Source organism: Halomicrococcus gelatinilyticus, assembly GCA_024227995.1.
In the GTDB taxonomy this organism is placed as follows: Archaea; Halobacteriota; Halobacteria; order Halobacteriales; family Haladaptataceae; genus Halomicrococcus; species Halomicrococcus gelatinilyticus.
Window position 1 is genome coordinate 88927 of sequence record CP100467.1, and the last position, 18144, is coordinate 107070.

Genomic DNA, 18144 nt, shown 5'->3' on the forward strand with positions numbered 1-18144 from the left:
TCGCGCCGGACGCTCAGTCGTCCTGGGGCGGATCGACGTCGTGGTGGGCCTGTATCGTCGGGAGCCGCTCCCTGACCGCGCCGACCACGGACGTGTGCCCGCCCTCGTCTCGGTGGAACGTCAACGCCAGGCCCGCGATCGCGACCACGGAGAGGACGGCGAACGGGCCGCCCGTCAGCACGGCGGCGGTCTGGAGGCTTCCGCCGTCGCCGACCAGCAGGACCGCAACGGCGACGACACCCTGGAGGACGCCCCAGAAGACGACGCTACCCGTCGACGGTGCGAGCCCGCGCTTCGTGCCGAGGATCGCCACGACGAGCGTCGAGGTGTCCGCCGACGTCGTGATGAACACGACGATGAGCGCCAGGAAGAGGAACGTCAGCAACTGGCCGAGCGGGAGCGCCGCGAAGATGGGGAACCCGGCCACCGCCTCGGACCCGCCGCGGGCGGCGATCGCACCCAGGACGTCCGCAGCCCCGGAGTGCTGGACGTACAGCGACGTCCCGCCGAACAGGAGGAACCAGACCATCGTCGCGGCCGAGGTGGCGACGACGCCCGTGAACACGACCGTCCGTATCCGTCGCCCCCGCGAGAGCGCGGCCAGGAACAGTCCCGCGAACGGCGCCCACGAGAACCACCACGACCAGTTCCACACCGTCCAGTCGGTGGCCCACTCGCCGGCGGGGAACAGGCTCAGCGAGACGAAGCTGAGCGCGTAGTTCCCGAGCGCGGCGCTGCCGCGGTCGACGACGAACGACCGGGGGCCGAGCGCCGCCAGCAGGACACCGAACAGGCCGAAGAGGACGACGTTGAGGCCGGCGATCCGCCGGATGCCGCGATGGATGCCCGTCACGGCCGAGAGGACGTAGACGAGGGTCAGGCCGCCGACGAACAGGAGCGGCCCGAGACGGCCCGTCGTCACGCCCCACTGGACGGTGATGCCGGCGAGGAACTGCTCGCCGACGAGTGCGATGGACGTCGCGATGCCGCCGATGGTGGCGAACACCGCGAGCGTGTCGACGAGCTTCGCCCACGCGGAGTCGAGCCCGTCGACGCCGAGGAACGGCGTCAGGATCGTGGAGACGCGGAGCGGCGCGCCGCGGTCGTACACGAAGTAGGCGATGGGGACCGCGACCACGGTGTAGGCGCTCCAGGCCGAGACGCCCCAGTGGAACAGCGCGTAGGTGAGCGCCCCGAGGATGGCTCCCTCCGACCGCGGTGCCGCGTCGACCGCGGGCGGCGGCGTCCGGTAGTGGTACAGCGTCTCGGCGGGGCCCCAGAAGACGATACCGGCCGCGATGCCAGCGGTGAAGACCAGCGAGAAGTACGTCGGGTAGGTGTACGCCGGTTCGGTCTCCGGGCCGCCGAGCTTGATCTCGCCCCACGGTCCGAGGAGGAGCAGCAGGCAGTACAGGACGGCGAGGAACATCGCCGCCAGGAACAGCCAGCCGACGTCGCGCAGCAGGACGGTTTCGACGGCGGTGATCGCAGCGGTCACGCCGGCCGGAAACGCCAGCTGGACGGCGAAGAACAGTCCGAACACGGCGACCGGCACGCCGAACGTGACCGCGTCCTGGCGGGCGAGGAACCGGGACGCCTGGTCGGTCCACGAGCGACGACGGAGCGCACGGAGGGTGCCGACGTCGAACCGGTCGCCGTCGTCGCCTCCGGTCTCGAACACGGCGAGGTACCCCAGTCCGGAGCCGAAGAACAGCAGTGCGACGACCAGCCAGCTCGTCCCGGAGACGACGCTCCCGACGAACCCGGGGAAGAAGAACCCCGAGAGGACGACCGCGCCCGAGAGGAGACAGACGGGCGCGAGCACTCGCTGCAGGAACCGCTCGGCGACGTCGGCCCCCGTGCTACTCATACGCACACTGTTTCGGCCGGTGACCAAAGTACTACCGCCCGCATCAGGCGCTCACGCCGCGTACCGGCGTCGGTCCGGCCACCGGACGGAACAGGCCGCTGCGAACCGCCGGTCGGTCACCCGGGCTCCCTACGGTCCCTTGTCGTCTCCTTCGTCGTCGGTCGCCGTCTCGAACAGCGGCCCGGTCGACCGGCCGAGAACCGACCGCCCCAGTATCCGGCCGCCGATGACCGTCGGACTGATGACGTCGTCGGCGCCGACCGCCTCCAGTTTGTCGAGGTGTTTGTGGTCGTTCGCCGCCCCCACGATCCGCACGTCGGGGTTGGCCTTCCTGGCGGCGAGGATGACCAGCACGTCCCGCGCGTCGTCCCGGGTTCCGACCACGACGCCGCGTGCCGAATCGATCTGTGCGTCGTGCAGCGCCGCCTCGTCGGTGGGGTCGGCGGTGAGGGCGGTCGTGTCCTCCCTCTCCAGCGTCGCGGCGACGTCCGCGTCGGGGGTCACCACGACGACGTCCACCTCGCCCGCGAGTTCGTCGAGTAGCGATTCCGTAACGTCGCCGTACCCGAGGACGAGGACGTGATCCTCGAGGAGTGTGAGGTCCGAAGCTGTCATGTTTCCGAATGCAGTCGCCATCCGCGATTCGATCGCCGGAACGACGAGCGAGCCCACGCCGGCGGTGAACGCCCCGGTGCCGAAGACGATGACCGACAGCGAGAACCATCGCGCCTCGGCCGTCACCGGGGTGATGTCGCCGTACCCGACGGTCGCGATGGTGACGATGACGTAGTAGACGGCGTCGGGCCACGTCTCGAGTCCGGCGAACTGTGCGCGCAGCGCGAACGACCCCACGGTGCCGTACATCCCGACGCCGCCGATAGACGACAGTGCGGCGACCTGGAGCGGGGAGAGGTCGAGCGACTGGTCGAACTGCCGGCGGTTCCGCACGACCAGCGGGAAGGTGACGAGCACCAGCAACAACAGCGGCGCGTCGGTCGTCTGGAGCGTGACCAGCGGCAACAGCCCGAGAACCGGGAGAACGGCGACCGTCCCGTACCAGGCGACGTGTTTGCGGCGCTGCAGTCCGACCGTGAGAACGCCGAGGAGGAACGCGCACAGGACGCCGGCGAACCGGACGAACACCGCCTCTCCCGGCAGCACCGACGCCAGCGGACCGGCCATCGCCGCCGTCTCCCGACTGAGGTGGGACAGGCCCGTGACGAACGCGAGGCCGGTGGTCGCGCCGGTCAGGACGACGGTGGGTTTCGCGCCGGAGAACTGCCGCCAGTGGACGAACCGGACGCTGTCGGTGTGGTAGAACACCGTTTCGAGTGCAGCGTCACGCGGCCCGTCGGCGGACTCCTCTCCCACAGTGTGATAGTCTCCCACGCCATCAATAAAGGTTACAGTGGGTACCCGACGCGGTTCGGGCCAGCGCGGTTCGAGCAGCGAGTGTCGGTCGAGGACTGACACGGTCGTTCGCGCCGGCGCGACGCGGTCACTCGCGGTCGAGTTCCTCGACGATCCCGTCTATCTCGTCCAGCATCCGTTCGACGGTCTCGTTCGGCCGGTAGCGGATCTCCCGGTTCGGAACGTCGTAGTCGAGGAGCCCCGCCTCTTCGAGTTTCGGGCCGTGGACGTGGACGAGGACCGAGAGGAGGTGGTCGTCGCCGGGCGTTTCGCCGTACTTCTGCTGCTCGATGTGCTTGAGGTGATGCATCACCTCGTCGATGGAGTGGACGTGACCCGGCGTGTCGCGGAGGTGGTTGATTATCCCTCGCCGCTGGTAGTTGCTCAGGACCTCGAGCATCTCGTCGATCGACAGTACTCGCTCCCCCTGACCGTCGTCCCTGTTCCCCGCTCCTGGCATGGTCTTCAGATGGACAGTGCCCCCAATAAGTGTTATCGTGCAAATAAAAACATGGTAGAATACAATAAATTTGGGGTGAGAAGTGGATAATGTTGATTTCCACGACGTCGGAAGGGGTTACCAGGCCCGAGAACCCGGTCGGCGACCGGCGACGCGGGGGCACGCCCCCGTTCTCGACGGCGGATTGCAGAACGGTTATTCTCCAGCAGCCACAGGCTGATAGCAATGGTCCCTGCCCTATCGAGACGCCGCCTCCTCGCCGCCACCGGAACGCTCCTCGGTGGACTCGCGGCCGGTCGCGCCCTCACCACGCCCGGGTCGTCCGGCAACGACCCGGGAGACGGCTGGCCGATGGCCCAGCACGACCCTGCAGGGCGAAGCTACGCACCTGCGGCCTCCCCGCCGACGGACGGCGTGAGCGTGCGCTGGAAGCACCGACTGACAACCGACCTCGGTTTCGACTACGGCGTCGCACCCGTCGTCGCGGATGGACGGGTGTACGCTGCGGGTCGTCGCCTGCTCGCGCTCGATGCAGCGACGGGCGCGGTCGACTTCCGCGCCGACCGGGACCTCGACGCCGCTCCCGCCGTCGCACCGGCCCGCGCCTACCGTTCCCCGACGCTCGCGGTCAGCGACGCGTCGAGCGTCACCGGCCTCCACGCGAACGGCGGACTGGACGTGCTCGGCTCCCAGCGAGGCCTCACCCGGTGGGAAGTCCCGGTAGGCAGCCAGGAAACCGTGTTCGTCGGCGGAACACCGCCGTCGGTCCCGACCGTCGCCGCGAGCGGAACGGTGTTCGGCTCGACAGGTGGGAGACTGGTCGCGGTCGACGCGAGCAGCGGCCGGGTCCGATGGCAGGTCAACGTCGACGCCCAGCGTCCGGCGGTCCACCGGGGGACGGTCTACGTCGCAGCGTACCCGTTCGGCGTCCGGGGCTACGACGTCGAGACGGGCGACCAGCAGTTCGAGGCGCAGGTCTCCGGAGCGACCGCTATCTCCGTGACGGCAGGTCCCGAACGACTCGTCGTCGCGACGGACGAGGGACTCGCGGGACTCTCCTACGACGGCGACACGCGCTGGCGGTTCGCACCCGGGGACCTCTCGCGGGATCACGGTGCCGTCGCGCTCGCCGAGGGCGTTGCGTACGCGGGATTCAGGGGTGAAGACGACAACCCCCTCGTCGCCGTCGACGCGGCGACGGGCGAAGAACGGTGGCGTTCCCCGGCCGCACCGGAGGCGAGTCCGAGATTCGCACCGCCGGCCGTCGCGGACGGCGTCGTCTATCTCCCGCTCGAGGACGAGGGGCTGGCGGCCGTCGACGCCAGAGACGGCCACGTCCGGTGGCGGTTCGGCGGGAACGACGAACGGCGGCCGTGGTCGCCGGTCGCGCTCGCCGGGGAGACGCTGTACGCGGTCGGTAACGGGCACGTCTACGCGCTGGAGGAAGCATGACCGACGCCGACGCGCCGACGCAGTCGGGGGCGTCGGTCGACGCGAGCAGCAGGCGCGACGGATCGCTGTCGACGGTGTCCGTCCTCGCGGGCGCGTTGCGTCGGCTCGGAGCGAACCCGACTGCGCTCGTTGCACTGCTGCTGGCAGGAGGAGTCGTCGCCAGCATCGACTGGGTCCGACTCCACGACCCGGTGCCGACTACCGGCTACGAGGGAATCCAGCAGGGCAGGGTCGCGGTCGAGTTCGACGTGATGGTGAACGTGGCCTCGCGGGCGACGACGCCGGCGTCCGCGCTACTCCACCTCGAACCGGCGTGGCTCGCGACCACGGTCGGCCTCGCGCTCCTGGAGCTATCGGTGGTCGTCGCCGCCAGCAGTTACGCCCTCGGGCGACTGCTCGACGTGCAACCCTCGCCGGCAGCGGTCGCCAGGTACGGACTCGTCGTGGCGCTCTTTCGGTACAGCCTCCTTCGCGCCACGTTCGACGGCGGGGCGGTGGTCGTCGGACTGCTGCTCGTCGCCGCACTGTTCGTCGTGGCGGTCCGCCTGGTGCTACTTCCTGTCGGGTTACTGCTCGGCGACTCGTTCGGCAGTGCGGTACGACGAAGCTGGCGCATAACCCTGGGTCACGGGTGGGCGCTGCTCGGCGTCGCCCTGGTAATCGGCGTCGCGAACCACCTGCTCGTGAGCGTTGCGCTCGTGGGACCGGTCGGAAGCGGCGCGGTTGCGGCGGTCCACGCGGGAGCGCTCGCAGCGGTCGTCTCCCGACTGGACGCTGGAGGGACGGGGCCACGATAGCGAGCGCCAGACCAGGGGTAGCCGGACGGACGATGGGGGTCAGTCGTCCACCGCGACTCCGTTGCGGGACTCGTGGAGTGCGGCGCAGACGCTACCCTGGCCGTCGACGTTCACCCTGGCGGCGCGGGCGCGGGCCTGGACCGATTCGAAGGCGTCGAGGCTGATGGGGTCGCCGTCGGGGTCGGCGAACAGGTGGTCGTCGGCGAGTCCGACCGCGCGGGCTTTCTCCAGGTACCGCGCGAGCGGGGCGGCGTCGACGGGGACGAGGACCGACCCGCCCCGGAGCGAGACGACCGCGCGGTCCCCGTCAGCGTCCAGGTCGACCTGGTCGCGGCCGAGGGCGACGATCTGCTCGGGCGCGAGTCCTGCGTCCAGCAGCGCCTCGACGGCGGCGTGCTGGCGGGCGAGCCGCGCCTTCTCGTCGAGTTTGTGGCGGACGGCGGAAACGCCGGCGTCGGCGTCCGGGAAGACGGCCTGGAACGGTCGCCGCTCGTTCACGCCGGTCGTTATCTCCTCGGCGTGCATGTGGTCGCGGAGGTCGACCGTCACGTCGGCGACGCCCGGCAGTGCGCCGACCTCGTCGCGTATCCCGGTCGCCATCATCCACGCGAACGCCGGCGAACACCAGGCCGTCGGCAGGACGAACGCGACCGTCACGCGGTCGCCGTCGACGTCGACGCGGTCGACGTACTCCAGGTCGACGATGGAGCGGTCGAGTTCGGGGTCGTCCACGCGCCGCAACCGCTCGACGATCGCCTCGCGGGACGGGGGCGGCCCGCCGCCGCCGTCCTCGACCGGAGCCGTGTCGTCGCCGTCGGTCGGGTCGCTCGTCGACATGGTCAGTCGGCCGCCGAGTCGGCGTACTGGCCGCCGAGGTCGAACTCCCGACTGATGGCGTCGTCCTCGAACTGGGCCTTCTTCGCCTCGATGTCGATGTCGTAGAGCTCCGCGGCGTTCTCGCCCATGAACTTCTTCTTGACCTCCGTCGTGAGTTCGACGCCGTACTCGTCGCGCTGGTCCGGGGTGAGTTCGGCCTCCATCACGGTGGGGACGAGCCAGTCGGGCTCCCAGAGGGCGTAGTCGGAGCCGAAAAGGATGCGGTCCTCGCCGAGCCAGTACAGCAGTTCGCCCATTATCTCGCCGAACTTCCGGGGGCGGTTCTGCGCCATCGGTGCAGCGACTGCGAGACCGCCGTAGACGTTCGGCTCCTGGGCCGCGATCCAGCAGAAGTCGTCGAGCCTCGGGAGGCCGACGTGCTCGACGACGAAGTTGAGTTCGGGGAACGACGTCGCGGCGTCGTCGACGTCGCCGACGTCGAAGGCGTCCTTGTTCAGCGGCCGGATGGTCGGCCCCTTGTGCGGATGGACGTTCTCGATGCCGAGGTCGACGCACTTCTGGAGGAACTCGAACGATTCCTCGCTGTCGAGGCGCCAGCCCTTCGAGTCGCCGCGCCACTCGGCCGTGTAGAGTTTCACCCCCTGCAGGTCGTACGTCTCGTCCAGTTCTTCGAGGTACGCCAGCCCCTCCTCGCCGTCGCGCGGGTCGAAGCTTCCGTTGAGGACGAACCGCTCGGGGTACTCCTCGGCGAGTTCGGCGTTCTGCTCGGTGGTGTTGAACCCCTCCTCGTAGAAGTCCGAGAGGTAGGTGGGCTGGAAGATGGCCATGTCGACGTGGCCGTCGCGGAACAGGTCGTCGACCATCTTCTCCGTGCCGTACTTCCGGTAGGTCTCCATGTCCCACTGCTCCTCCTCGGGCGTGAACGCCGTGTGGTAGTCGTAGAAGCACTGGATGAACTGTTCGCCGCCCTCGTGTGCGACGTTCGCCTCCGAGGCGTCCCAGAGGTGGACGTGGCCGTCGATGACGAACACGTCCTCGCCGTCGTGCGTGTACATTGCGGTTGTAGTGTGGTAGCACGGACCAATATCGCTTGTACCGATGATGATAGGCACGTCGTTTACTCCCGGCGGCTCCGATGTGGTAGCCTGTAACATGCGAGCAGCCAGACTCCACGAGTACACGGACGACATGGACGACGCGTTGCAGATCGACGAGGTCGACCGGCCCGTGCCCGACCAGTCCGACGACGTCGTCGTCGATGTCGAGGGCGCGGGCTGGTGCCAGACTGACAACCACATCATCGAGGGGATGTGGCAGGAGTACGTCCCCCAGGAACTGCCGATGACCCTCGGTCACGAGAACGCGGGCGTCGTCAGCGAGGTCGGGGACGAGGTCACGCTCGTCGACGAGGGCGACCCGGTCATCTGTCACCCGGTCCAGACCTGCGGAATCTGTCGGCCCTGCCGCCTCGGCGAGGACATGTACTGCGAGAACAGCGCGTTCAACGGACTGACGACGGACGGCGGCTTCGCAGAGTCCCTCCTCACGAACGAGCGCGCCGTCGTTCCGCTCCCGGACGGCGTCGACCCGACGGACATCGCTCCGCACGCCGACGCCGGCATCACCGCCTATCACGCCGTCAAGAAGGCCGTGCGGGAACTGAACCCCGGCGACCACGCCGTCGTCATCGGGGTCGGCGGCCTCGGCCACATCGGCCTGCAGTGCCTCGACGCGATGAGCGCGGCGACCATCACGGCGGTCGACCTCAAGCCGGAGGCACGCGAACTCGCGGCGGACCTCGGCGCGGACCACACCATCGACCCGGAGAACGAGGACGTCCCCGGGGAGATAGCGGCGCTGACCGACGAGACGGGCGCTGCGCAGGTGCTCGACTTCGTCGGTGCCGACGCGACGACGGGGTACGCGCCGGACGTCGTCGCTGCCGGCGGCGACCACCACGTCGTCGGCTACGGCGGGCACGTCCACGAACCCGCGCAGGCGCTGGTCAACGGCGAGTTCTCGTTCCGGGGCACGCTCGTCGGGAAGTACGCCGAGCTCCAGGAACTCGTCGCGCTCGTCGAGAACGGCGACGTCGAACTGCGCACCTCGCGGTACGACCTCGGCGACGTCAACGCGGTCGCCGAGCGACTCGAACACCGCGAGATCGAGGGACGGGCCGTCATCACCCCGTAGGCGTCCGACGACCGGGCGTCACTCCCGGGCGGGCGAGTCGAACAGGCCGGCGAACACCTTCTTCTGCGCGGTCCGGAGGTGCTGGCTGAACGTGGACTGCGCGATGTCGAGCGCGTCGGCGCAGTCGTCCGCGGAGCTCTCCCGCGGCCACGTGAAGTAGCCGCGCTCGTAGGCCGTCGCGAGCGCGTCGAGCTGCTTCTCCGTGAGACTGTTGGTGAGCGCGACCTGCGCCCCGTGTGCCGTCTGGACGGGCACCGACTGTCCGGCGTCGTGACGCGCGACGAGGTCCGACCCCGGATACCGTTCGTGGAACGTCTCGACGACGTCGCGCACGTCGACGTGCGGCGGGACGTCGGCGACGACGCGACCCACCCCGTCGTCCGCGACGACGGACTGCGTGAGCGCGCCCGCGTCGGCCAGCGTCGTCGCCACGCAGTGGCCGGCGATGACGAACTCGAAGAGACTCCCCGTCGCCCCGCGCCCGACGAGCCGCGCGTCGGCGATGACGGACGCGTCGTCCGTCGCGGACAACACCTGCTCGGGTACGGCGTCCTCGATGGTGAAGTACTCCAGCAGGCGGCCGTCCGACCGGTTGACGAAGTACTCCAGGTTCACCCGGGTGTCGAGCCGGGCCGACATCTCGACGAAGAAACAGTCGCGGTCGCGGAGCTGGAACTCGAGCTCGACGGACGGTTCGGTCGTACTGGTCGTCGCGGCCCCCATGTGATACGTTGACCACTACCTCACTGGTAATTTTTGTGTCCGCCCGCTGGCAACCCGGGGTCGAACGACACAACGACTGATGCACCTTCGACACGTAGTCGGCACACCGACGCATGAACATCAGACGGACACTCCGGAGGGTGACGGTGTTGCTGCTCGTCGTCGCCGCGGTCGTTCGCATCAACGCCGTCCGACTCGAACGCACGCACGCCCGCCTCGCGGACGACCTGCTCAGCGAGGCCAGCAGCACCACCGACCGCCAGTACGCGGCGGACGACGTCGACGACCTGCCGGCACCCGTCCGGCGCTACTTCGAGACCGTCCTGGAGGAGGGGCAACCGCACGTCCGGTCGGCCTCCCTGAAACAGCGCGGCGAGTTCAGGCTGGGCGGTCCGGACGCGGAGTGGAAGCCGATGACCGCGACCCAGCACGTCACGGTCGATCCGCCGGGGTTCGTCTGGGACGCGACCATCGACGTGCTCCCGTTCGTCTCGACCGACGTGGTCGACGGGTACGCCCACGGCGAAGGGTTCCTCCGCGCGAAGGTGCTCGCGACGATTCCGGTCGTCGACGCCGGCCCGGACGAGCGGATGGACGAGGGCGAACTGGTGCGCTACCTGGCCGAGGCGGTCTGGTACCCGACCGCGCTGTTTCCGGGGGAGGGCGTCGAGTGGGAGGCCGTCGACGACCGGACGGCGCGCGCGACGCTCGAGCACGCCGGGAACGAGGCGTCCGTCACCTTCCACTTCGACGGCCGCGACCTGGTGTCGCGCGTGACCACCGAACGATACCGCCAGGAGGACGACGCCTACGCCCCGTGGACGGGCTACTTCCGCGCGTACGAGAATCGGAACGGCATCCTCGTCCCGACCGACGCGGAGGTGGAGTGGAACCTGCCGGACGGGGACCTGCCGTACTGGGCCGCGAGCCTCGTGCGAATCGAGTACGAGTGACGCCGAGGCGTCCGGTTCACCGCGGCAACCTCTCCCGTCGACGGACGGGACGTTCAACAGGGTCAGTCACGACGGCGGCGTGTGAACGCTCGCAGGTCTAACAACGGAAGGGCGTCAGTCCGGGAGGAGTTCGAACGTGAGACGGACGTTCTCGGCCGAGAGCGTCGAGGCGTCGAGGCGGACGCGACTGCCGACTTCGACGGTCGCCGGGTCGTCCGCGATGCGCCCCATGAGTCTCGGCCCTTCGTCGAGCGTGACGATGGCGGAGAGGACGGGGGCGTCGGTCTCGAACTCCCGCGCCGGACGGTGGACGTGCGTGTAGCCGTACACGGTGGCGGTGCCGGCGATGGGTTCGAACTCCCAGTCGTCGGAGTAGCAGTCCGGACAGTAGCGCCGCGGGGGATGGCTCGCCGCGCCGCAGTCGTGGCAGCGCTGCACGCACACCTCACCGTCGGCGACGCGCTGCCAGTATCGCCGTTCGTGGTCCGAGGTCGTCGATGGAATCGGCTTCTCAGTCGGCACCGGAACCACCCCGTTCGAGCACCGCGACCGACTGCGTCGAGAAGACGCCGCCGTTGCCGTGGACGAGCGCCGTCGAGGCGTCGTCCACCTGCGTCGCTTCGGCCCGCCCCTGGAGCTGGCGGATGGCTTCCGTGACGTGGAAGATGCCGCTCGGCATCCCGGGATGCGCCTGTGCGAGCGCCCCACCGTGCGTGTTGAGCGGCCACTTACCGTCCAGTCGGAGCGCACCGCTCTCGACGAGTTCCCCGCCGTCACCCAGGTCGCAGAAGCCGAGGTCCTCGAGTATCCGAAGAACGGTGATGGTGAAGCAGTCGTAGAGCTCGAGCACGTCGACCTCGTCGTGGTCGACGTCCGCCTCGTTCATCGCCGCACGTCCCGCTTCCACGGCCCCCGTCTCCTCGAACGAGGGCAGTTGCGAGACGTGGTCGTGAGTGTGTCGCGCCCCGAACCCCGCCAGCTCGACCGGCGTCCTGTCGACGGTGGCTGCGTTCGCTTCGGTCGTCACGACGAACGCCGCTCCGCCGTCGGAGATGAGCGCACACTGGTCAGCGGTCAGCGGCGTCGCGACCGTCGGCGAGTCGAGAACGTCGTCGACCGACTTCGCCTCGGTTCGCTGGACCCGGTCCGGTCGCTGCAGCGAGGCGTGTTCGTGTTCGATGGCGGCTATCTCGGCGAGCTGTCGCCGCGTCGTGTCGAAGGTGTCGAGGTGCCAGTTCGCGACGTGAGCGTAGAGCGACGGAACGATGTTCGCCGGTTCTTCGAACGGACCGACGGCGTCCGCCAGTTCCTCGACGACCGTCGACGGCCCGAACTCGGATCGGAGTGCGTCTGCTGCGACGACCAGGACGGTCTCCGCTCGGCCGCTTTCGATGGCCGTCGTCGCTCGCTCGATCGAGTTCACGTGGGACGCGCCACCCAGTCCGGTCAGTTCGGCGAACCGCAGCGGCGCGAGTCCCAGCCGTTCGACGAGACGGGGGAGGGGAAATCGCTCGTTGCGAAACGGTGCGGTCGCGATGAGACCGTCGACGTCGCCCGGACCGAGTCCGACGTCTCGCAGTGCTTCGCGCGTCGCCTCCACGTTCAGTTCCTCGTATCCGCTGTCGGGCGTCGCTCCGACGCTCGTTTCGCCGTAGCCGATCAAGACTGCCCCCATCGGTGCGTGGACCAACGACGGTCCTGTTGAAGGGTTTGGGGGTGCAGCGGCTGTCGAGTACGTCACCGTCACGGGGCGGTGCACGTCACCGTCACGGGGCGGTGCGAACCGCTCGCACTCGCGGCGGGGGCGCTTCGCACTCGTCGCCCCTCGCTCGTCCGTCGAAAGTAGCGTCGCTCGGTTCGGCCATGAGGTCCCCGCCTGCGCCGGGCCGTATCGGCCCCACCGAACGCCAGAAAGCTGAAGTGGACTCCGCACTCCGTGACCGGGAACGTGGGGTCGAGTGACAGCCTGCGCCTGTCGACTGCGCGGAGACCCCGCACCTGGACCAGCTTGCTTGCCCAGGCGTCCACGGCCTCACGTGCCCGAACGGCGTACGACCGGTCGGTCGCTACGTCGTGGTCGTCATCTCCTGGCCGCCCGCGTCGACGGTCGTCACGAGGTCCAGCGACTGGGCCTGGTCGTCCGTCTCCACGAGACCGACGGCGAACGCCGATGCGACGACGCCACCTTCGAGCGTCACGTCGAACGTTCCGACGGCCTGGTCCGCACCGGCCGGACGGATCTCGAGCGTGTACGACCCGGCCGGGACGTCGAGGTAGTCGCTGGCGTTCCCGAACTCGAGTCCCTCGACGAGGACGTCACCGTCTGCAGCGATGTCGACGGCCGGCGCGTCCGGCGAAAGGTGAACTGCTCGCAGTCGCGCCTGCTCCCCTGACGGTGCCTCGGTCTGGTCCACGAAGAGGAACACCTCGGGGCTGTCGAGTCTGCCACCCGCCGCGACGGTGTACGCCGTGTTCGATTCGAGGGTGGCCTGCTGTTCGAGAATCGCGCCCTGTCGCCCCTCCCCCGCGGGTGCGACCGCGAACGTGTACTCTCCTGGCTCGAGTTCGAGGTAGTCGCTCACGTCCGTGAACTCGACCCCTTCCAGCACGCGGTCCCCGTCGACGAAGACGTCCACCGCCGGCGCGTCCGGAATCGCGTGGAGGACCCGCACGCGGGCCGCTTCCCCCTCGGCCGGGGTCGTCTCCTGTGCGCCCGCAACCCCACCGAGAACGGTCAGTCCACCCGCCCCGAACGCTCGAAGTACCTGTCGTCGTGACTGTGTCATGTGTCTTCTCCCCCGCCAGCCCAACGACCAGTTGGTAAAAAAGAATTTTGTCCAACGCGTTCGGTGGTCGGGACGGGTCGCCCACGCTGCCGTCACCACGTCCGGCCGACGCAGACCGGTCGGGGCGAGTCGTTTCGACTGCCTCCCAGAATCACGTATTCCGCCCGAACGGCGTTTCGGCCGTAACGCCGCACAACCAGATCGAGTCAGCAGTAATCGTACGTCAAAACTCGATGGCGTAATCGACGGCACCGGCCGACGACGATTCATCGAAGGTGCGCTCGGCGTGGCCATCACGGTCGTGACGCTCCCAGCCACGACGAACTCGTGGACGCTCGCTTTCCGGGTGGCGGCTCCCGTCACCGGTCCCCCCTGCGGGCGCGGACGGACCGCCGACGTGACAGTTCGTTAACCGAACTGCGTTTTGGAACAGCTACTTTGCGGTGCCCGAGAAAGGACGGGACATGCCGACAGACGACCAGCAGGTCCACCGCGGCCTCGAGGGCATCGCCGTCGCTGAGACGAGACTGAGCAGCATCGACGGCGAGGCCGGCGAACTCGTCATCGGCGGATTTCCGCTGGACGAACTCGCTGCCAACGCGACCTACGAGGAGAGCGTCTTCCTCCTGTGGAACGACCGACTGCCGACCGCCGATGAGCTCGCCGACTTCCGGACCGACCTCGCCGCGCGCCGCGCCATCGACGACGAGGTCCGCGAGGTGCTGCGGCGGGCCGCCGCGGAGGGCAAACCGGCGATGGACGCGCTTCGGATGGGCGCCGCGGCGGCCAACCTCGGGAGCGACGACGGCGACCCGGAGACGGACGCCCGCCGCGTCGTCGCCGCCTTCCCGACCATCGTCGCGACGTACTGGCGGTACCGCCAGGGCGAGGAGCCGGTCGCGCCGCGCGAGGACCTCGGCCACGCCGCGAACTACCTGTACATGCTGACCGGCGAGGAGCCGACCGACGCCGCGGTTCGCGGCCTGGAGACCTACCTGAACACCGTCGTCGACCACGGGCTGAACGCCTCGACGTTCACCGCCCGGGTCGTCGTCTCCACCGAGTCGGACGTCGTCTCAGCAGCGACGGCGGCCGTCGGGACGCTCAAGGGACCGCTGCACGGCGGCGCTCCCGGTCCGGTGCTCGACATGCTCACCGAGGTGCACGAGCGCGGCGACCCGGAGGCGTACGTCCGCGAGACGCTGGACGCCGGGGAGCGCCTGATGGGCTTCGGTCACCGGGTCTACCGCGTCCGCGACCCCCGGGCGTCGGTGCTGTCGTCGGCCGCCGAGCGCTTCTACGAGGCGAGCGGCGACGACGACTTCTTCGAGACCGTCCAGTCGTTCGAGGACGTCGCCGTCGACGTGCTGGCCGAACACAAGCCCGACCGCAGCCTCGAGACGAACGTGGAGTTCTACACCGCCGCGCTGCTGCACGGCGTCGGCGTCCCCCGCGACCTGTTCACGGCGACGTTCGGCGTGTCGCGCGTCGGCGGCTGGACGGCCCACTGCCTCGAACAACTCGAGGACAACCGGCTCGTCCGTCCGCGGGCCCGCTACGTCGGCGACGCAGGGCGGACGTGGACGCCTGCGAAGGAGCGCTAGGTCGCGGCGGGGCCGGACTGCTCTGCGTGGCGACTTCGTCGCGGGTACGTCGACGACAACCCGGGACGGGACCAGGAGACTGACACGCGAGACGACACTGATTTACAATACGACGGCAGCCTTGGCGCATGGACGACGAGTCGGTCGGGATCGCGCTCGTGGTCGTCTCCGCCATCGGATTCGGCACGCTGGGGATCTTCGGCGTCATCGCCGCCGACCAGGGGCTCTCCATCCCGACGGTGCTCGCGCTCCGGTTCGCCCTCGCGACGGCTCTCGTCTGGGGCGTCCGCTGGCACCGCGGTCGGTTCCGGGTCCCCGGCAGGCGGATACTGGCGATAGCGTTCGCCCTCGGAGCGGGCGGCTACGCCGTCCAGAGCGGGCTCTACTTCTTCGGGCTCGAGTTCATGACCGCGGGGATGGTCGGGATCGTCCTCTACACGTATCCGGCGTTCGTCGTCTGTCTCGTCGCGGTCGTCCACCCGGACCGGGTGACGCCGCGTCTCCTGGGCGCTCTCGGACTGTCGATCGGCGGCGTCGCGCTCGTCACCGGCGTCGACCCGGCCGGAGTCGACCCGCGAGGCGTCGTCGTGGTCCTCGGTGCGGCGCTCGCGTACTCGCTGTACATCGTGGTGAGCCAGCGCGCGCTCACGACGGTCGACGCAGAGACGCTGACGTCGTTCGTCCTCCCCTCGGCGGCCCTGAGCTTCGTGGTCTTCGGGGTCGGGACGGACACGCTCGCGATGCCGGACGGCGCCGTCGCGTGGGGTTCCGTCCTCGCGATCGCGATCCTCGCGACGGTGGTTCCGGTCCTCACGTTCTTCGCCGGGATAGAGAAGATCGGCGCGAGTCGAGCGAGCATCATCAGTACTGCCGAACCCGCCGTCACCGTCGCTCTCGGTGCGGCCGTGCTGGGAGAACCGATCACGGTCGTGACGGTCGTCGGAGGGACCCTCGTCGTCGCAGGCGTCATCGTCATCCAGCGTGAGGGGACCTGATCGGCGTGTCTTCACCCGCTCGCATGTGGCCCCTCAGAGTTCCTTCTCGATGACGTAGCCCCACTGCTCGTAGTCGAGGTCGCCGTAGTACTCGTGGACGTCCGTCTTCCCGGCGGGCGACGCGAGCGCGACGTACTCGCAGTCGCGCTCGGCGGCCCACGTCTCGACGTGCTCGACGAGCGCGGTGCCGTGGCCCTCGCCGCGGTGGGGTTCGTCGACGGCCAGGTCGTAGAGCCAGGCGTGACGGGCGTGATGGAGGACGTCCCTGACGAGGACGCCCGCGACGGCGACGAGGTCGTCGTCGACGAACCGTCCGAAGAGAGTGTAGTCGTCCTCGGCGGTCCACGCCAGCACCTCGCTCGGCGTCGCGTCGCTCCAGAGCTGTCGCAGGACGGGGACCGCAGCGCGCCGCTGGGGCTCGGTTTCGAGCTCTCGGATCACGGACGCAACTAGCAGAACCAGTCCGAAATAGATTCGCCAAAGCAGGCTGTAGTTGGAGAACTGACGCGTCTTCGGGAGCTACGAACGGGCGCGCTCGACGACCTCGACCTCGTCCTCGGGACGATCTCGAGGGCGTCACCGCTCCGCAGGTCGCCGTCGAACCGCTCGCGTCGTCGACCATCCGGGCAGGCGTTCCCGCCCGGCGAGGTCAACTGTCGTGCCGCGACGACAGCCACCCGCTCGCCAGCAACGCACCGCCGACTATCCAGAGCCCGGCGGCGAGCAGCACCGCGAGCACGTGGAGTTCCGAAACCCAGAACGGGACAGGGGTCACGTGGTGGGCCGCGGAGAGCAGCGTGGAGAGGACCGGGACGTCGACGTTCCGCTGGCCCAGGACGTCGCGGCTACCGTCGGACCCGTACGGCTGTCCGGCCGACTCGCCGTACGGCAGTCGGTCGGCCTCGTACGGCAGGTCCTCGACCCGGTAGCTCGCGACGACGCTGCCGTTGCGGGTGATCTCCGCGACGCGGTTGTTCCGGCTGTCGGTGACGAGCGTGTTGCCGTTCGGCAGCCGGTCGGCGTCACGGGGCCAGTCGAGGGGGATGTCGTCGATCTCGTACACGACCCAGGATTCCTCCCACTCGCCCGTGGATTCGTTGCGGTGCAGCTCCACGACGCGGTGGTTCTCCGAGTCCGCCACGAGGACGGCGCCGTTCCCCAGCCAGTGAGGGTTGTGCTGCTTGTCGAGCAGCGACGGGTCGCGGTCCTCGTTCACCACCTCGACGACGCCCTTCCCGCGCTCGACGACGACGAGCTGGTTCGTGTTCCGCACCGAGACCAGGTATCGGTCCTCACCGATTCGGTCGACGTCGTTGATGTGCAGCCAGTCGGTCTTCGTGGGGTCCGGCGGCGCGTCGTAGTACTGGCTGGCGTTCCAGACCCACGTCTTCGTCCCGGTCGAGAAGTCGTACGTGTAGATGCTCTCGTACTCCATGTCGGCGACGAGAAGTTCGCCCGACGGGAGCATCTCCGCGTCGTGGACCTCGCTGTCCTTCCGCGTCCGGACCGGGTAGCTCCACTGCCCCGTGACGTTCGCCGGCGACTGCGTGTCGATGAACCGCACGCCCGTCCGCTTGCACGGCGAATCGAACTGGCCGCACTGCCGGTACGGACCCTCCGCGAAGGTCGCGAGGACGGTGCCGTTGTCGAGCATGGAGACGTCCTGGTAGCTGATGGCGTCGCCGACGCTCCAGCGCCTGCTACCGTTGCTGCCGAGCATCGTCACGTTCCCGCCCCAGCCCGGACCCTGCACGCCGACGAGCAGCGGATTGTCCGTCGCCGAGGACGCCTTGTCCGTGTTCGGCGCGAGGGCCCAGCCAGCGCCGAACGACAGTCCGACCAGCAGCACGCCGGCCACGACGAGAAGAGCACCGAGCCTCGAGTGGTCCCCACCTGATTGCACCCTCATCTTGTCCCTTGCTCTATCATTTCACGCGGACGATCCGAGCGCGTCGAGCGTCCGTACGTTCGAACCGCATCTCTCGCGACCATGCACCCGCCGACGATGTCGACACAGTTTGTTATCGGCCAGTTTCCACCCCCGTAACCGTCGTTTCGCCTACC

Annotated in this window: 17 protein-coding genes; 6 read left to right on the plus strand and 11 right to left on the minus strand. The window is 69.1% G+C overall.

Annotation, left to right across the window (positions count from 1 at the left end):
• Positions 1–13 precede the first annotated feature (13 nt).
• The 3 genes from NKT36_RS17690 to NKT36_RS17700 form a co-directional block, all read right to left on the minus strand.
• Complete coding sequence (locus NKT36_RS17690) at positions 14–1870, minus strand: BCCT family transporter (RefSeq protein WP_327054063.1); 1857 nt, start codon at positions 1868–1870, stop codon at positions 14–16.
• A gap of 129 nt (positions 1871–1999) precedes the next feature.
• Positions 2000–3241, minus strand: coding sequence for an NAD-binding protein (locus NKT36_RS17695; protein ID WP_327054064.1), 1242 nt, complete (start codon positions 3239–3241; stop codon positions 2000–2002).
• A gap of 127 nt (positions 3242–3368) precedes the next feature.
• Positions 3369–3740, minus strand: a complete 372-nt coding sequence (locus NKT36_RS17700) for a DUF7344 domain-containing protein (RefSeq protein WP_327054065.1) — start codon at positions 3738–3740, stop codon at positions 3369–3371.
• Positions 3741–3965: 225 nt separating this feature from the next.
• On the opposite strand from NKT36_RS17700, the gene NKT36_RS17705 reads away from it, so the two are divergent.
• Both NKT36_RS17705 and NKT36_RS17710 read left to right on the plus strand, forming a co-directional pair.
• The gene (locus NKT36_RS17705) at positions 3966–5192 is read left to right on the plus strand and encodes an outer membrane protein assembly factor BamB family protein (protein WP_327054066.1); all 1227 of its coding nucleotides are present in this window, start codon (positions 3966–3968) and stop codon (positions 5190–5192) included.
• Complete coding sequence (locus NKT36_RS17710; protein WP_327054067.1) at positions 5189–5989, plus strand: hypothetical protein; 801 nt, start codon at positions 5189–5191, stop codon at positions 5987–5989. The genes NKT36_RS17705 and NKT36_RS17710 overlap by 4 nt, the downstream gene beginning before the upstream one ends.
• A gap of 39 nt (positions 5990–6028) precedes the next feature.
• On the opposite strand, the gene NKT36_RS17715 is transcribed toward NKT36_RS17710, so the two are convergent.
• Together NKT36_RS17715 and NKT36_RS17720 are read right to left on the minus strand one after the other, a co-directional pair.
• The gene (locus NKT36_RS17715; RefSeq protein WP_327054068.1) at positions 6029–6826 is read right to left on the minus strand and encodes an iron-sulfur cluster assembly protein; all 798 of its coding nucleotides are present in this window, start codon (positions 6824–6826) and stop codon (positions 6029–6031) included.
• Positions 6827–6828: 2 nt separating this feature from the next.
• Positions 6829–7881 carry an amidohydrolase family protein gene (locus NKT36_RS17720; protein WP_327054069.1) on the minus strand — a complete coding sequence of 351 codons (1053 nt, stop codon included), beginning with the start codon at positions 7879–7881 and terminating at the stop codon, positions 6829–6831.
• Positions 7882–7978: 97 nt separating this feature from the next.
• On the opposite strand from NKT36_RS17720, the gene NKT36_RS17725 reads away from it, so the two are divergent.
• Positions 7979–9019, plus strand: a complete 1041-nt coding sequence (locus NKT36_RS17725) for an NAD(P)-dependent alcohol dehydrogenase (protein ID WP_327054070.1) — start codon at positions 7979–7981, stop codon at positions 9017–9019.
• A gap of 18 nt (positions 9020–9037) precedes the next feature.
• Here NKT36_RS17725 and NKT36_RS17730 read toward each other — a convergent pair whose 3' ends face one another.
• Positions 9038–9742 (minus strand): bacterio-opsin activator domain-containing protein, encoded by a 705-nt coding sequence (locus NKT36_RS17730; protein ID WP_327054071.1) that lies wholly within the window; start codon positions 9740–9742, stop codon positions 9038–9040.
• A 113-nt stretch (positions 9743–9855) separates the two neighbouring features.
• Here NKT36_RS17730 and NKT36_RS17735 point away from each other — a divergent pair, with 113 nt between their 5' ends.
• On the plus strand, positions 9856–10695 hold the full coding sequence (locus NKT36_RS17735; RefSeq protein WP_327054072.1) for a DUF6920 family protein: 840 nt from the start codon (positions 9856–9858) through the stop codon (positions 10693–10695).
• 114 nt (positions 10696–10809) lie between these two features.
• Here NKT36_RS17735 and NKT36_RS17740 read toward each other — a convergent pair whose 3' ends face one another.
• From NKT36_RS17740 to NKT36_RS17750, 3 genes are all read right to left on the minus strand, one after another.
• Positions 10810–11217 carry a Zn-ribbon domain-containing OB-fold protein gene (locus NKT36_RS17740; protein ID WP_327054073.1) on the minus strand — a complete coding sequence of 136 codons (408 nt, stop codon included), beginning with the start codon at positions 11215–11217 and terminating at the stop codon, positions 10810–10812.
• Entirely contained in the window at positions 11207–12370 is a 1164-nt protein-coding gene (locus NKT36_RS17745; RefSeq protein WP_327054074.1) for a thiolase family protein, read from the minus strand. The genes NKT36_RS17740 and NKT36_RS17745 overlap by 11 nt, the downstream gene beginning before the upstream one ends.
• Positions 12371–12761: 391 nt before the next feature.
• The gene (locus tag NKT36_RS17750; protein ID WP_327054075.1) at positions 12762–13481 is read right to left on the minus strand and encodes a DUF4397 domain-containing protein; all 720 of its coding nucleotides are present in this window, start codon (positions 13479–13481) and stop codon (positions 12762–12764) included.
• Positions 13482–13945: 464 nt separating this feature from the next.
• Between NKT36_RS17750 and NKT36_RS17755 the strand changes: the two genes are divergently transcribed.
• A complete protein-coding gene (locus NKT36_RS17755) occupies positions 13946–15085 on the plus strand; it encodes a citrate synthase/methylcitrate synthase (RefSeq protein ID WP_327054076.1) in 1140 nt (379 codons plus the stop codon).
• 128 nt (positions 15086–15213) lie between these two features.
• A complete protein-coding gene (locus NKT36_RS17760; RefSeq protein WP_327054077.1) occupies positions 15214–16080 on the plus strand; it encodes a DMT family transporter in 867 nt (288 codons plus the stop codon).
• A gap of 33 nt (positions 16081–16113) precedes the next feature.
• Here the strand turns inward: NKT36_RS17760 and NKT36_RS17765 are convergent, their stop codons facing one another.
• Positions 16114–16521 carry a GNAT family N-acetyltransferase gene (locus NKT36_RS17765; protein WP_327054078.1) on the minus strand — a complete coding sequence of 136 codons (408 nt, stop codon included), beginning with the start codon at positions 16519–16521 and terminating at the stop codon, positions 16114–16116.
• A gap of 208 nt (positions 16522–16729) precedes the next feature.
• Positions 16730–17989 (minus strand): hypothetical protein, encoded by a 1260-nt coding sequence (locus NKT36_RS17770; protein WP_327054079.1) that lies wholly within the window; start codon positions 17987–17989, stop codon positions 16730–16732.
• Between the last annotated feature and the right edge of the window lie 155 nt (positions 17990–18144).